Annotated in this window: 10 protein-coding genes, 1 pseudogene and 1 other annotated feature; of the genes and pseudogenes, 6 read left to right on the top strand and 5 right to left on the bottom strand. The window is 59.9% G+C overall.

Features of this window, described 5'->3' with window-relative positions; all coding sequences use genetic code 11:
- Window positions 1-269: 269 nt before the first annotated feature.
- The gene (locus tag RXV95_RS11410; RefSeq protein ID WP_338466175.1) at window positions 270-2,666 is read right to left on the bottom strand and encodes a TonB-dependent receptor; all 2,397 of its coding nucleotides are present in this window, start codon (window positions 2,664-2,666) and stop codon (window positions 270-272) included.
- A 424-nt stretch (window positions 2,667-3,090) separates the two neighbouring features.
- Window positions 3,091-3,402: a DDE-type integrase/transposase/recombinase gene (locus RXV95_RS11415; RefSeq protein WP_338466176.1), complete on the bottom strand. Its 312-nt coding sequence runs from the start codon at window positions 3,400-3,402 to the stop codon at window positions 3,091-3,093.
- A gap of 55 nt (window positions 3,403-3,457) precedes the next feature.
- On the opposite strand from RXV95_RS11415, the pseudogene RXV95_RS11420 reads away from it, so the two are divergent.
- Window positions 3,458-4,706: pseudogene (locus RXV95_RS11420) on the top strand (IS3 family transposase).
- Window positions 3,739-3,853, top strand: a sequence feature (AL1L pseudoknot). Its footprint overlaps the pseudogene before it by 115 nt.
- 1 nt (window position 4,707) lies before the next feature.
- Here RXV95_RS11420 and RXV95_RS11425 read toward each other — a convergent pair.
- From RXV95_RS11425 to RXV95_RS11435, 3 genes are all read right to left on the bottom strand, one after another.
- Entirely contained in the window at window positions 4,708-5,010 is a 303-nt protein-coding gene (locus tag RXV95_RS11425; RefSeq protein WP_338466177.1) for a transposase, read from the bottom strand.
- Between the two features lie 63 nt (window positions 5,011-5,073).
- Complete coding sequence (locus RXV95_RS11430) at window positions 5,074-6,075, bottom strand: LacI family DNA-binding transcriptional regulator (protein ID WP_338466178.1); 1,002 nt, start codon at window positions 6,073-6,075, stop codon at window positions 5,074-5,076.
- Between the two features lie 47 nt (window positions 6,076-6,122).
- On the bottom strand, window positions 6,123-7,298 hold the full coding sequence (locus RXV95_RS11435; protein ID WP_338466179.1) for a cytochrome P450: 1,176 nt from the start codon (window positions 7,296-7,298) through the stop codon (window positions 6,123-6,125).
- Window positions 7,299-7,370: 72 nt separating this feature from the next.
- On the opposite strand from RXV95_RS11435, the gene RXV95_RS11440 reads away from it, so the two are divergent.
- From RXV95_RS11440 to RXV95_RS11460, 5 genes are all read left to right on the top strand, one after another.
- Complete coding sequence (locus tag RXV95_RS11440; RefSeq protein WP_338466180.1) at window positions 7,371-8,684, top strand: MFS transporter; 1,314 nt, start codon at window positions 7,371-7,373, stop codon at window positions 8,682-8,684.
- Between the two features lie 17 nt (window positions 8,685-8,701).
- Window positions 8,702-9,844 (top strand): MFS transporter, encoded by a 1,143-nt coding sequence (locus RXV95_RS11445; RefSeq protein WP_338466181.1) that lies wholly within the window; start codon window positions 8,702-8,704, stop codon window positions 9,842-9,844.
- Window positions 9,845-9,929: 85 nt separating this feature from the next.
- Window positions 9,930-12,134 carry a TonB-dependent receptor gene (locus RXV95_RS11450; protein ID WP_338466182.1) on the top strand — a complete coding sequence of 735 codons (2,205 nt, stop codon included), beginning with the start codon at window positions 9,930-9,932 and terminating at the stop codon, window positions 12,132-12,134.
- An 11-nt stretch (window positions 12,135-12,145) separates the two neighbouring features.
- On the top strand, window positions 12,146-13,648 hold the full coding sequence (locus RXV95_RS11455; RefSeq protein WP_338466183.1) for a hypothetical protein: 1,503 nt from the start codon (window positions 12,146-12,148) through the stop codon (window positions 13,646-13,648).
- Entirely contained in the window at window positions 13,645-14,418 is a 774-nt protein-coding gene (locus tag RXV95_RS11460) for a hypothetical protein (RefSeq protein WP_338466184.1), read from the top strand. The genes RXV95_RS11455 and RXV95_RS11460 overlap by 4 nt, the downstream gene beginning before the upstream one ends.
- Window positions 14,419-14,554 lie beyond the last annotated feature (136 nt).

The following is a 14,554-nucleotide window of genomic DNA, read 5'->3' on the forward strand; positions in this document are numbered from 1 at the left end:
CTGCCCTGTGGGAAGCGAAGTGCCATCCTGTCCCTGCCGTGCAGCAGCAGGATGCGGGCACGCCATAAAGGCGACGGCTGCAAACACGGGGGCGAAAACGGCGATGGCGGCCGGATGTCTAAAAGTCATACGAACTGAATAGCCGCAAAATTGAGGCGTTTGGATGACAAATTTCGGGAATTCAGCGAGCGGTTCAACCGCCTTGCGCAGGATAAGGCATGCCGGGCGAAAGGCACCTGCCCCGCCCGGCATGCTTCAGCCGACAATCGTCAGAAATCGGTCGTCAGCGTCAACACCGTGGTGCGCGGTGCACCGATCCATGCCCCGCCGCCGGAAATGCCGCCGAGGTAGCTGATGTTGAACAGGTTGTTGATCGTCATGCTCAGATCGACGCCCTTGAGCACGTCCGAAATCCGCTCTCCCTTCACGCCGACGTAAAAGTCGGTGAGGAAGTAACTGTCGGTTTTCCAGCTGTTCGCCAGGTCGACATAGCGCGTACCGGTGAACTTGCCCGAAAGGCCGGCCCGGAACGGGCCGTCGTGCCAGTCGACAGAGCCGACGATCATGTTCTTCGGGATGCCGGTAACGCGATTGCCGGGCGTGATGCCGATGGACGTGTCGATATCGGGATAGCCGGTGCCCAGATACGTCGAGTCCGTATAGGTGTATGACCCATAGACGCTCACCTGCCGCGACACATGGACGCTCGCGCCCAGTTCCACGCCCTGGCTCTTGATGCCGCCGGCATTGAGGTAATTGCCGTCCGTCTCGTTCAGGTAATCCGGCCCGCCGCTCACACCGGGTGCAAGGTAGATGATCCGGTTCTTGAACCTGATGTCGAAGAACGTCGCCGATGCCGAAATGCCATTGGCGTTATAACGAACGCCGGCATCGATGTTGCGCGCGGTTTCGGGCTTGAGGCTGCCGATGTTCGCCGCGTTCACTTCAAGCAGGTTGTCGCCAAGCGACTTGAAGTTCTCTGCATAGCCGGCAAACAGTTCCAGACCGTCAACCGGGGGACGATACTGGATGCCGCCCGAGAACAGCACCTTCGAGGTCGACTTGACCGAAAGGCTGGGAGACTGGCGGAAAACGTCCTCGCGGTCGACCTTGTCGCGGAACTGCTTCATTCCTCCGGTTAGCGTGACCGGGCCAAGCTTCACCTGGTCTTCCAGGTACCATTTGAACACGGTCTGCGGATAGACGCGGCTGTACTGCACCCAATAGGGCTTTGCGTCGAAGTAATCGCCGACGCGGGTATCGATTACCTTCTGCCAGCTGCGCGATTCCTCGCGGCGGGTATCTTCGTACCACAGGCCGCCACGCAGCGTATTCTCGGCCATGCCGAACCGCGCCGTCCAGTCGAAATCGCCGGTCGCGCCGATGCGGCGCTTCTTGTAGTTCGTGGTGCGGTAGGACTGAACGGGAATTGCGCCCGCCGGGAAACAGGCCGGATCGTAAGTTGCTCCCGCGCCGCCATAGGGGAACTTGATCGAAGAGACGCAGCCGGGAGCGGGCGACAGCGCAACGCCGTTCTGATCGACGAATGTAATCAGCCCCAATGGAGCGCCGCCGTTGACGGTGCCAAGGTCAAGGTATTCGCTTTCGGGGTTGCCCACACCGTCATTGGTGACATTGACAAGATAGGGCGGCACCCAGTCACCACGACCCTTGTTCTTGTGGTAGTATCCGCCAACGTGGACGTTGAGGCCCTGCGCCAGTTCGGCATCGACCTTCAGGTAACCGAAATAGTTGGTGCGCAGCGTACCCCACGCCGGACGATAAAGCTGGTCGATATAGGGAACGCCGGTCCACCCTGCGATAAGCTGGTCCCAATGCGGCGTGGCGGCATAGTCGGCGGGCGAAAACAATCGCTGGTAATTGTTCTCATGCGCGTTGTCGTATGAGAAATAGCCGGTCAGCTTGACCTTGCCGAAATCGCCCTGGACCTTGGCCGCGATGTTGTCGCGGTTGTTGTTGGCCGAAGCGTTGATCCAGTCGGTCGCTTCCTGGTGCGAAGCGGAAATCCACGCCTTGATCGTCTCGTTCAGGATGCGGCCCGTATCGAACCTGGCGAAGGCGCGCTTTGCCTGAAACTCGCCGATGGAGCCTGAAAAACGCATCCGGCGATCGTCAAGCGGGTTACTCGTCTGGTAGTCGATCGTGCCGCCAAGTGCCTCGGTCGAACGCGAAGCGATATCGCCGGTTCCCTGGGCGACAGAGATGCCGCCGATGTTCATCGAATCGATGTAGCGGTTGGCCTTGGACCCGCCGCCGTAATTCGAGTTGCCGTTGGGCATTCCGTCGATCGTCATGCCGATCTGCTGTTCGTCCAGGTTGTCCTGGAAACCGCGTATCTCGACCGTGGAAGACCAGTCGTCGAAGCCGAAGGTATCGCCTTCCTGCACGCTTACGCCCGGCAGGTTGTCGATTGCCGAAAGCGGACCTGTCAGCGGCGCCTGCTGCGCCAACATGTTCTCGCTGACGTCGGAGTTGTTATAGGTCGTCGCGCGGCCGCTAACGATGATGACCGGTCCGCTGTTGTCGGCGAGGTTGGCCGACATCGAATCCGTAGCCGCATCTTCGGCGTGAGCGCTGAACGGAATGGAGAGCGCAAGCGCCAGGACACTGGCACCAACGCGAATGCGAAAGTTGGTTGCTTTCATTTTTCATGACCCCTCGTCGGGATGCCCGCTGCGGGCATCCACCGGGGGCCCATTGGCGCGCCTTTGCGACAAGAGAATTATGGTTTCGGGTCAAACCGGTTGCAGTATTTCGGCTTGGCGAAATCACGCTGCTGTCCGGCTCGTATTTGCGCGCTTTGGCGATCGGTGAACGTTCCAGGAATATCGATGATGCCGTCGATTTCCGCTTCGGTGAGCGCCGGTTGGATCTGTCAGTCTAACCCAAACCGCTCTCCGCTGGTCAGACGGCCCCCTGCCCGCGCGAGGCCTTACCCCATGAGGTTCTGCCACTCTGCCAGGGCGGCCGAGCGGCGGATCTTGTAGGTCTGTCGGTCGACGAGGTGGCGTTCGGAATTGAAGTGGTTGTGAAAGGAGGCATGCACCGAGGCGAATTTCTGTAACGACTTCATTTGTCGAAAGCGGAGCATCGCTCGCTCGCGTCGTCGGAAAGGCAAATGGCTGTTCTGACCCGGTTGTTGGCCCAGCGGCCGACCTCCTGCTTCTGTGCACAACCGAGCTCGGTCATCGCTGCCTTGTAGGAGCGCAGGCCGTCGGTGGTGATGGCCTCGGCCTTGCCGTGTCGCTTCAATGCCTGCTTCATGAAACGCAACGCCGCAGGCTTGTCCCGCGTCCTGGTGACGTAGCTTTCCAGGACCTCGCCCTCGTGATCGACCGCGCGCCAGAGGTAGACCATTTCGCCATTGAGCTTCACGTACATCTCGTTGAAGCGTCCCGGGTTTTCCGGAGGCTCCTATTTGTGAGAAGGAGCCACAATGAGCGCTACAAGGAACAAGTTTTCGCCTGAGTTTCGCGACCGTGCGGTACGGATGGTGGAGGAGCATCGGGGAGATTATCCGTCAGAGTGGGCGGCAATGACCTCGATTGCCGGAAAGGTCGGCTGCACGACCGAGACGCTGCGCCGCTGGTGCCGCGAGGAGGCGAGCCGACGAGCGGGACCAGCGGCGCAGGCCGCCAGTGACCGGGATCGGGTCAAGGCGCTGGAGCGCGAGGTGAAGGAGCTTCGCCGGGCCAACGAGATCTTGCGTAAGGCCTCGGCATATTTTGCTCAGGCGGAGCTCGACCGCCACGGCAAATGGTGATGTCGTTCATCGACGCTCACCGGGGTGAACTGGGTATCGAGCCGATCTGCCGCGAACTGGCGGTCGCCCCGTCCTCCTATCACGAACATGCTGCCCGCCTTGCCGATCCCGGAAGGCGTCCTGCCCGTGCCCAGCGGGACGACGATCTCATGGAAGACATCAAGCGTGTCCATGAGAACAGGTTGGCTTCGCCGCCCTTCGGGTCGGCCTCTATGGCACGCGCAAGGTCTGGCACCAGTTGCGGCGCGAAGGCATCGCTGTAGCCAAGTGCACCGTGGAGCGGCTGATGCGGACCATGGGGCTGGCAGGCGTTCGGCGGGGCAAGACGACGGTCACTACCGTCAGCAACCCGAAGGCGCCATGCCCGCTCGACAAGGTCAACCGCGAGTTCCGCGTCAGCCGGCCCAACGCCCTGTGGGTGGTCGACTTTACCTATGTCCACACCTGGGCCGGGTTCGTCTACGTCGCCTTCGTGATCGATGCCTATGCCCGGCGTATCGTGGGCTGGAAGGTCAGCACCAGCGCCACGGCGAACTTCGTTTTGGATGCCCTGGAGCAGGCGATCCACGCCCGCAGACCCGGCCCCGATGACGGCCTGATCCATCACAGCGACAGGGGCGTGCAATATCTGGCCATGAACTACACCCAGCGCTTGGCAGAGGCCAACCTCGTCCCGTCCGTTGGCAGCGTCGGCGATAGCTACGACAATGCCTTGGCCGAGACGATCAACGGTCTCTACAAGGCGGAAGTGATCTGGCGGCAGCGGTCATGGCCGAGCGTATCGGCTGTTGAAATGGCAACCCTGCGCTGGGTCGACTGGTTCAACAACCATCGCCTGTTCGGCCCCATCGGGCACATCCCACCCGCCGAGGCCGAAGCCAATTACTATGCAGCCAGAGGGAACCTCGATATGGTCGCATGACTCAAATGAAACCGCCTCCGGAAAACCCGGGACGCTTCACGTCGAGATGCCACCGCCACTGCCGGAAGCCGCGCATCCGGTTCACGCGCTGCCGGCGAATATCGGCCGCAAAAAGTGGGCCAAAGCGGTTCCACCAGTGGCGCACGGTTTCGTGGCAGATGTCGATCCCGCGTTCGAACAGCAGGTCCTCGACATTTCGCAGCGAGAGCGGGAACCGAACATACATCATGACCACGAGGCGGATCACCTCGGGCGACGAGTTGAAATACCGGAACGGGCTGGCTGGCTTGCGGGGGCGAGGCATCGCCCTGCCCTACCCTCGCCGCTTCACCCGTCAATCCGGTGCGTTTGGTCTGACAGTGCCCATTCAGGCGCTTTCACGCGCGATCAGCCTAAAACCAACGTCAATCGGATGGTCGGGCAGCATCGTACCTTCTGTGTACTTCCGGATCGCAGCAATTGCCTCACGTGCGATCCGGCGACCATCTACATCCATCGTGGTGATGGTCGGTCTCATTTCGCCGGCAATCGAGCTGTTGCCAAAGCCTACTACCGCCAGATCATCGGGCACGCGCAATCCCGCGGCATGCGCCTCTACGATCAATCCTTGCGCCAGATAGTCCGAGCCGCACACAACGACGTCTGGCATCTCAGGCAGACGGCGAACATCGGCAAAAACGCGGCGTCCATGCCCGAAGCGAGAGGGAATATCGACGGTGGCGTTGGTTACTCCCCCCCCGCCCAGCGCCTGCCATTCTTCGATGAAGCCATTGCGTCGGATTCGCGCGCGCGCGCCATCGGCCGTGACGAGATGCGGGCGGCGATATCCGCGCTGCATCAGAAATCTCGCCATGTCCCTGCCTGCATCGCGGTGCGAAAAGCCAATCGCCAAACCAACCGGATGCTCGGGCAGCTCCCAAATCTGGATGAAAAGCGTGCTGCTGCGCTTCACCAATGGAGGAATTGAGGAATCAATCGGACCACTCGAAATGATGGCATCGACCTTACGACTCAGCGCCGCACGGATAAGCGCGCCTGTTTGCGATGCTGAAACGCCGGTAAGGCCCAGCATCACGGTGAAACCGCCCGCCGACAGTTCTTCTGCCATTGCTTCGATCGTGTCGTTGAAGATGGAATCCACAAGGTGCGGGATCAGAACGGCCACCATCTTCGACTTGCTCGAGGCAAGGCCGCCGGCAAGGAGATTGGGAATGTAGCCGACTTCGGCGATGGCCTTGCGGATGCGGTCGGCGGTTGTCGCAGCGACGACCTTGGGGTTGTTTACAAAGCGGCTGACCGTCGCGCTCGAAACGCCAGCCCGCAATGCAACGTCGTCGAGTGTTGGCGCTTTTTCAGGAATGTCAGCCATGCCCCCTCTTAAGTGGCAAGGCGGGGATTGCGCAATCGCTTGCGTGATCAGGCGAAACGCAATGGAACCGACAGCGCGCCAATCTCGGGCCAGCGGCTCATGACAACCTCTCCGTCAAGTTCGAAGCGCGTCGTCGCGGCCAGAATTTCCTCCATCGCAACGCGCAATTGCATCCGCCCGATGTGCAAGCCCGGACAATTGTGCGGGCCGCGGCCGAAGGCCAGATGCTCGCCGATATTGGGCCGGCTCATAATGAACTCGCTGCCGTTCGGGAACACGTCATCATCGCGGTTGGCCGACGCATAAACCAGCGCAACCGCTTCATCCTTGCCAATCGTGCGTCCACCCATCTCGACAGGACATACCGGCGTACGCGCAAATCCGCGATACGGCGTGTAGAGCCGTAAAAACTCTTCGTTTGCCGCAGGTACCAGCGAAGGATCATCGCGCAGGCGCTGCTGCAATGCCTGATCGCGCGAGAGGTGCACGGCAATGTTGCCGATCATCACCATCGGCGCGACCATCCCGACGACCAGAACCTGCCGCACCGTGCCGAGAATCATGTCGTCGGGCAACGGTTCACCGTTGTGACGTGCCGCAAGCAGGGCACTGGTGGGATCATTGGCGGGATCCTGCGGTTCACGATGGCGCAGCGCAATGAGATCGCGCGCCATGTCATAGAGCCGGAGGCTGGTTTCCTTCATCGATTCCGGTTTGGTGGAATGCACCGCGAGGATGAACGCCCGACCTGCATCGTGGAGCGTTTGCAGGGATTCTTCCGGCATCCGCATCCACTCGCCAAATACGTGAACGGGAAGATAGCTGGAAAATTCAACGCAGATGTCACCTCCGCCGCGTTCAACCATCGGCGCAAGCAGCTTGCGCGAAAGATCGCGCGTATGCGGCGCCAGGGCTTCAGCCCGGTCAATCGCAAGGAGCGGATTGAGAGCCCGGCGATAGGGCGTGTGCTCGGGCGGATTGAGGTGAAGCGGCGGACGGCGCCCCGTAAAAGCGACTTTCGGTACAACGTTCTGGACGGACGTCACGAACGTAGGGTCCGAAGCGGCGCGCTTTACGTCTTCATACCGGGTAAGCGCCCAAAAGCCCCCCAGTCCATCGGTGTGCGCTACCGGGCACTCTCGCCGCAACCGCGCGTATTCCGCGTAGGCGCTGTCGAAATCTTCGGGCTGCTCGGGATCGAAGTCCTGCGGAATCTGGCTCATGGGTCGCGCTGATAAGGCATCGACGCGAACAAATGCAAGCGCTATCAGATAGGCAAAACGGGAGAACCACCTTTGCAATTGCAGCCATCAACGTGTCATGCCGATCTGGAACACTCGATCGGCCGAAAGGTTCTTGTGCGCCTGGTCGTCCCGTGCGCGCTTTACATTCTGATCGGCGCGATAGACCGGACCAACGTCAGTTTCGCGGCGTTGCAGATGAACCGGGATCTAGGGTTGACGGGCGGCGAGTACGGCTTCGGCGCCGGCGTTCTGTTCATTGGCTATATGCTGGCAAAGTACCCCAGTGTGCTGGTTTACGAACGGATCGGCATGCACCGCTGGCTCGCCGTCATCACCTTCGCATGGGGGTTGGCATCATGCGCGATGGCATTCGTGCAAAACGAGTGGGAGCTTTATGCCCTGCGCGTTTTTATCGGCTTTATGGAGGGCGGGCTGTCTTCGGGCCTGATGTTATATCTGAGCCATTGGGCGCCAGAACGTTATCGCGCGTCGATCCTTGCCATTCCGATCACGTCGATTTCAATCGCACAAGTCATCGGCGCACCTGTTTCCGGCATATTGCTGGATGCCGCCAACCCGCTCGGCCTTCCGGGTTGGCGCTTCATGTTCCTGATCGAAGCGCTGCCTGCGCTGGTGCTGGCAGTGTTCGCCCTGGCCCATTTTCCTGATCGCCCCGCCAATGCGCGATGGCTGGATCAGAGCGAGCGCGAATGGTTGGCCGCCAACGTCAAGGGTGCGACACGGAAGTCGTCGGCCGAGAGCGACGGCGGACGCTGGGACATTTTGACCAGTTCCACGGGATGGATATGCGCCGGCATATGGTTTTGCATCCTTGCCAGCAATTACGGCGTGATGTTCTGGCTGCCGCAGGTGGTCAAGGGAATGGCGGGCCTGACGGCGACGCAGACAGGCATCGTGGTTGCATTGCCCTGGGGAGCGAGCGCCATTGGGTTGCTGCTCAATGCGCGACATTCCGACCGCACCGGCGAACGCTATCTTCACGTTGCGATTCCTGCACTTGTCGGCGGTTGCGGGCTATTGGCCGCCTATCTGACTGGACCGAGCTTGCTTGGCCTTGCCGCACTGATCCTCGGCGGCGCATGCACCGGCTGCACCGTGGCCGCGTTCTGGGCAATCCCTATCCGCCTCATGAAGCCGGCAGCACTCGCCATGGGAATTGTAGTGATCAACATGTTCGGTAGCCTTGCAGGGGCTACTGTGCCTGCGATGATGGGCGTACTCAGCCAAAATAGCGGCTCATTTCTGCCGCCGACTCTGCTCCTGTTCGGAATCGCAGTGGGTTGCGCCGCCTTGTGCCTGATGGCGCGAGCTGCCGACCGAACCGGTCGCATTGACCGGAAGTGATAAGCCGTGCGCAAATCTTGCTGCTGGCGGGCATCGCGGCGATGGGATCAATGGCGATCCATATGCTTATCCCCGCCCTTCCACTCATCGCGGCCGGATTCAAAATCAGCGAGGCCGCAGCACAACAAATCGTTAGCGTCTATCTGATTGGCCTAGGCGCAGGTCAGCTTGTCGCAGGGCAGTTCGTCGACCGCCTCGGGAGGCGTCCGGTGCTTCTCGCCGGATTGATCGCTTATGGAGCGGGCGCTGCAGGAGCCTACTTTTCCTCCGCCCTGCCCGCATTACTGGTCGCGCGGGTTCTTCAGGCAGTTGGCGGCGCGGCAGGCGTCGTTTCAGCTCGTGTAATCGTAGGTGACAGCGCGGGCCCCGAAGAAGGCGCGGGGAGGCAGGCGACGCTGATGATGGTCGTCCTGATTTCTCCTGCACTTGCCCCGGCAGTTGGCGGAACCATCGCATCCACCGCAGGCTGGCGCTCCATCTTCGCGGTCCTTGCCGCAGCGAGCTTTGCAGCCCTTTTCGTTGCGTGGCGCAAGGTTTCCGAAACCCGCCCGCAACGGAATGCAAACGCAACGCACAGCCTGTCAGGCTCACTATTGGGCGGCTACCGCAAGTTGCTCGCGGACCGTCGGTTTTTGGGCGCTGCCGGTGCGCTCGCAGCGATGAGTTCGGCCCTCTACATGTTTCTAGCCAATGCGTCGTTCCTTCTCATCGGGGTATATGGCCTTTCGCCAAGAGGAGCCGGGTTTGCCTTTTTGATCATCGCCGTGGGCGGGATCGCGGGCACCAGATTGGTAGCATCGCTCGAAAGGCACACTGACGCGTTGATCGCCGGCGTCGCAATTGGCGTTATGGGAACGATGGCAGCGCTTACTCTGGCGCTTGTCGGGCTGAATGGCCCCGTTGCACTAATTGCACCTCTGATGCTCTTGGGCGCGGGTGCAGGCATTGCAGGTCCGGCCGGAATTGGACGCGCAATTTCGGTTGATTCCGCGCTGGCGGGGACAGCAGCCAGCTTGGCCGGAGCAAGTCAAATGCTTATAAGTGCCTGTTCTACAAATCTTATTGGCTATTTTACGCCATTATCGTCAACGGAACTCTGTTTCGCTCTGGTCATCGCCACAACTTTCGCGGCGCTCTTCGCCATTTTGTCCCGACTCTGAATACACCCATTCCGGAAATTAGATTTGCAAGGGCTTACATTTGCAGTTATGCGGCCCTCCAACCAAAACCAATGGGGAGGTCCTAATGTTGAAATCCACCTTCGCCCGCACGGCGATTGCCGCACTGATGTGCACCGTGGCTGTTCCCGCTTTCGCACAGACTGCACCCACGCCAGCTGCCAAGAGCCAATCAAGCGGTGCCCTGGGCGAGATCGTTGTCACGGCCGAGCGCCGCGAACAGAGCCTGCAGGACATCCCGATTTCCGCCACGGTCCTTTCCGGAGACCAGTTGCAGGAAAAGGGCGTCAGCAACCTTGAAGACATCCAGCAGGTTGCGCCATCGATCGCGATCAACACCTTCAACCGCTCGACATTCATCAACATTCGCGGCGTCGGAATTGCGCAATCGGCACCGACGTCGAATCCAGGCGTTGCCTACTACATTGACGGCCAATTGATTCCGCACGAGCAGTTCATCGGATTCAGCTTCTACGATATCGGTTCGATTGAAGTTCTGCGCGGTCCGCAGGGAACCCTCACCGGCCAGAATTCAACGGGTGGCGCTATTTACGTCCGCACCCCCAAACCGGAATTCAACGAACTGTCCGGCTATGTCGACGCGACGGTTTCCAACTACAATCACTATCGTGCAGTAGCCGCGGTGAACGTGGGCGGCGAAAATGTCGCGCTGCGCGTTGCTGCCGTGCATGACGAGCGTGACAGCTATACGGTCAACATTGCGCCGAACGCGCAAAGCCAGCCCGGCAACTACAATATGGATGCAGTCCGGGCAAACCTGCGTCTCCAGGGGATGGACAGTAAGCTCAACGTCAATGTCCGCGGAGAATATTTCGACGTTCGCACCGACAACAATGCGGTGAAGAATCGCAACGACGCAGTAACCAGCGATCCATTCGTGATCGAGGAAGATGGCCGGTCATATCAGAACCAGGCGGGGTATCGCCTGTCCGGCGAATTGCGATACGATGTATCGGATTCTGTGCAAGCCCGCGGCCTAGTTTCCTGGCAAGACGGATTTACCCATGACCAGACCGATGGCGACCGGACTGCCACGGCGCTGCCTGTTCCTGCCTCCTTGCCTACGAGCCGCTCGAACACGGCAATTTATCCGGGCCGCGTTAGCAACGCTTCGACCGAATTCCGCACGCTCATCGGCGAGTTGAACCTTCTTTCGACCGGCCACGGACCTTTCCAGTGGGTGGTCGGCGCGTTCGCTCTCGACGAAACGGTCCCCGTATCACTTTTCAGGGACAACCGGCACACAACCGATTTTGTTGTCTCCAACAGCGACATCATCACCAGCGCAAAAAACACGTCGTATTCGTTGTTCGGTCAGGCGAACTGGTTCGTCACTCCTGAAATCGAACTCATCGCCGGCGGTCGCTACAGTTGGGACAAGCAGGTCTACACCCGGTTCGCAGTGCCCGGACCACCGATCCCGCTTCCCTACATCAGCGAAGCGACTTCGCATCAGCTGACCGGCAAGCTTGGGGTAAACTATCACTTCGATAACAATAACATGGTCTATGTTACGGCTTCGAAGGGGTACAAGGCCGGCGGCGTCAACCTGACGCCGAATACGCCCAATTTCCTTCCCGAGCGAAACTTTGTTTATGAGGCAGGTTTCAAGACGGAAATGCTCGACCGTCACCTGCGCGTGAACGGTGACGTATTCTACTCGGTCTACAAGGACATCCAGCTTTCCAGCCTGCTCAATGGACTACCCATCACCCAGAACGCCCTGGGCGGCCACAGCAAGGGCGGTGAACTGGAAATCACTGCGCAATTCGGTGGACTGGCGTTCAATCTTGGCGGTGGCTACCTAGATGCAAAATTCAGCAACTCGGGCTGCATCACCGATACCAATTCACCTGGTACAGATACAGGCTGCCCCACCGGGCTGCGCTTCGTCCCCGAGGGTCGCACGCTTCCCTTCTCGCCGGACTGGACCATCAATGGCGGCGTTCAGTACACGATTCCGGTCGGCTCGATCGACGTTACTCCTCGCGTCCAGTGGTCACACCTGGGCCAACAGTATGCAACGCCGTTCCCCAGCTACAACACGCTGGTACCTGCGCGCGACCTGTTCGATGCGCGCATCACGTTCGATCTGGGCGACAAGTACAAGCTTGAAGCCTTCGTCAACAATCTGACGGACGAAACCTATATCGCTACGCAGATCCAGAACAGTTCGAGTGCCGACGGCGGCATTATTTACGGGGCACCGCGCACGTATGGTGTTCGGCTCAAGGTCGCGTTCGGTAACTGAGAGCGGAACGCATGACGAAAGGCAGTCTTCCCTCGCATCTCCTGATGGCAGCTGCTTGCACTTTGGGCGCCGCCATGACCATCGGGGCGGCGAAACCGCCGCCCCGATGGTGGGCTCCAGGCGAGGGAAGGGTCTTTCCTTCACAACTTGATTACAAAAACGACCAGGGAACCCTCCGCCTTCTCCTGGCCGGCGGAAAGCTGAATACAAAGGGTCATCCCTTCTTCGAGGCTCTCGGCAGCAACGGACGCGCATGCGTAACCTGCCATCAGCCGGCCGACGCGATGAGCCTTTCGGCCGCGACCGCGCGTGAAAGATGGGACGCGACGGATGGGAAGGATCCGCTGTTTGCGGCCTATGATGGGTCAAACTGCCCTACCCTGCCGCAAGACAAGCGCGCTTCGCATTCGCTGCTACTCGAGCGAGGCCTTTTTCGGATTCAGCTCCCGTGGCCGGTGAAGAAATGGAACGGCAGGCCGGTCACGCCGGACTTCAAAATTGAAGTCGTACGCGATCCGACCGGCTGCAACAGTGGTCCTGTGTATGGGCCTTTGCACGGGAATATCTCGGTCTATCGCCGTCCCCGACCTGTTGCGAACATGAAATACCTGCTGGCCGTCGGGTTTCCATTCGATCCCAAGCAAGGGTTCGCCTTGCCGCGCGACCCTCGTACCGGAAAGATCTTGTCCGGCAATATCATGGCCGACAATCGTGTTGGCACGCTCCGGCTGCAGATGGAAGATGCGGGAGCAACGCATCTGCAGATGCTTTCCCGGCTCACCGAGAAGCAGATTGCCCGGATCGAGGACTTCGAGAAGCGGATATACACGGCCCAGCAGATCAGCAAAGCGGGTGGATCGCTGGATACCATGGGCGCAAAGGGCGGACCGGCGCACCTACGCAATTCCAAGCCCGGCGCCCTCGGCAGCATTGGCGAACCCGTATGGAGAGAGTTTGCCAAGTGGGAGCACATCAGTCCCGAAGACGCGAAAACCCTCACACCTGAACAACTTGCGTTTCGCCAATCCGTAGCGCGAGGAGCAAAAGTCTTTCGAGAAAAGATGTTCCTGATCAGTGACAGTTCCGGAATCAATTCACGGATTGGGTTTGGTAACCCTGTGCGGAATTCCTGCGTTTTCTGCCACAATATGAGCCAGATGGGGAATGATGTTGCCCCCGGCCAAGTGGACCTGGGAACGACGACAATGCCGTTTGCCGACCCGGCGCCCGAACTGCCGCTGTTCCGCATCACCTGCCTGAAGAAGCCGCATCCCCATTATGGCCGTGTGTTCTACACGATGGACCCGGGCTTCGGGATGACGACGGGCCGCTGTGCGGACGTCGGCAAGATCACTCTGCAATCCATGCGCGGGCTTGCTGCGCGTGCCCCCTATTTCTCGAACGGTTCTGCGAAGGACTTGCGTGCGATCGTCGACTATTACGATCGGCGATACGACATCGGATACACCGAGCAGGAAAAGCAGGATCTCGTCAACTTGATGAGCGTGTTGTGAAGAGCCTTGCATTCCTGATCGCCCTCGCCGCCCCCCTGTCCGTGCAGGCACAGGATACCGGCGCGCTTGTCCGCTTTGTCACGTGCCCGGTTTATCGAGACACGGATGCTGGTCGCAAGTCCGGATGCTGGTTGGCCCAACAACGCGAAACCGGCAAGCGCTATGATGTAAGCCTTTCACCCTACAAGCCCGACTGGAACTATGCCGTGCTCGTGGAAGGTCGCGTGTCCGATGCATCACCGGCGCCTTGCGGCGACACCGTTCTCGATCCGGTGCGCACATCGCGGCTTTATGACGTGCACTGTACCCGACACATGCTGCCTGCGGAAGGTTATCCCGGCCGTAGATACAAGCTCCATGGACGCTATATCAATCCGCTGTCCGTACCGCGCAAGGTTCCACCAGGGCCGTATAGTGACCGGACGTTCACCGCCTATTTCGAATTCGGCAACGATTTCCTCATCTATCAATATGATGACTATCTGATCGACAAGGCAACGACCTGGATCAGGGCTGCAAAGCCCAAAAAGCTGATCGTCACCGGGTTCGCCGCTACCGATCCCGTCGAGGTTTCGGGAATGACGCTCGCCGAGCCGGCCGACCTCGCCCAACAGCGCGCCGAAACGATTGCGGAAACGATGCGCCGCCTCGTTCCGGACGTCGAAGTCGAGACGCGCTGGAAAACGGGTGCAAAGGTTACAGATGACCCCGATACCGACACGATCCCCGGCCAATCGCGGCGGCGCGTGGAAATTCACGCAGTCTTCTAGGCAAGGTTCGCACTTGCGTCGGCGCACTTGGCAACGGGCAGGACACCCAGCGCCACGGACGCGATCGCTTTTTCTTTCCCGGTTGCGACGCAGGGACGAAAATTCGCGTCGAGATCTAGGCTGTGGTGACGATTTA

The organism is Novosphingobium sp. ZN18A2, from assembly GCF_036784765.1.
In the GTDB taxonomy this organism is placed as follows: Bacteria; Pseudomonadota; Alphaproteobacteria; order Sphingomonadales; family Sphingomonadaceae; genus Novosphingobium.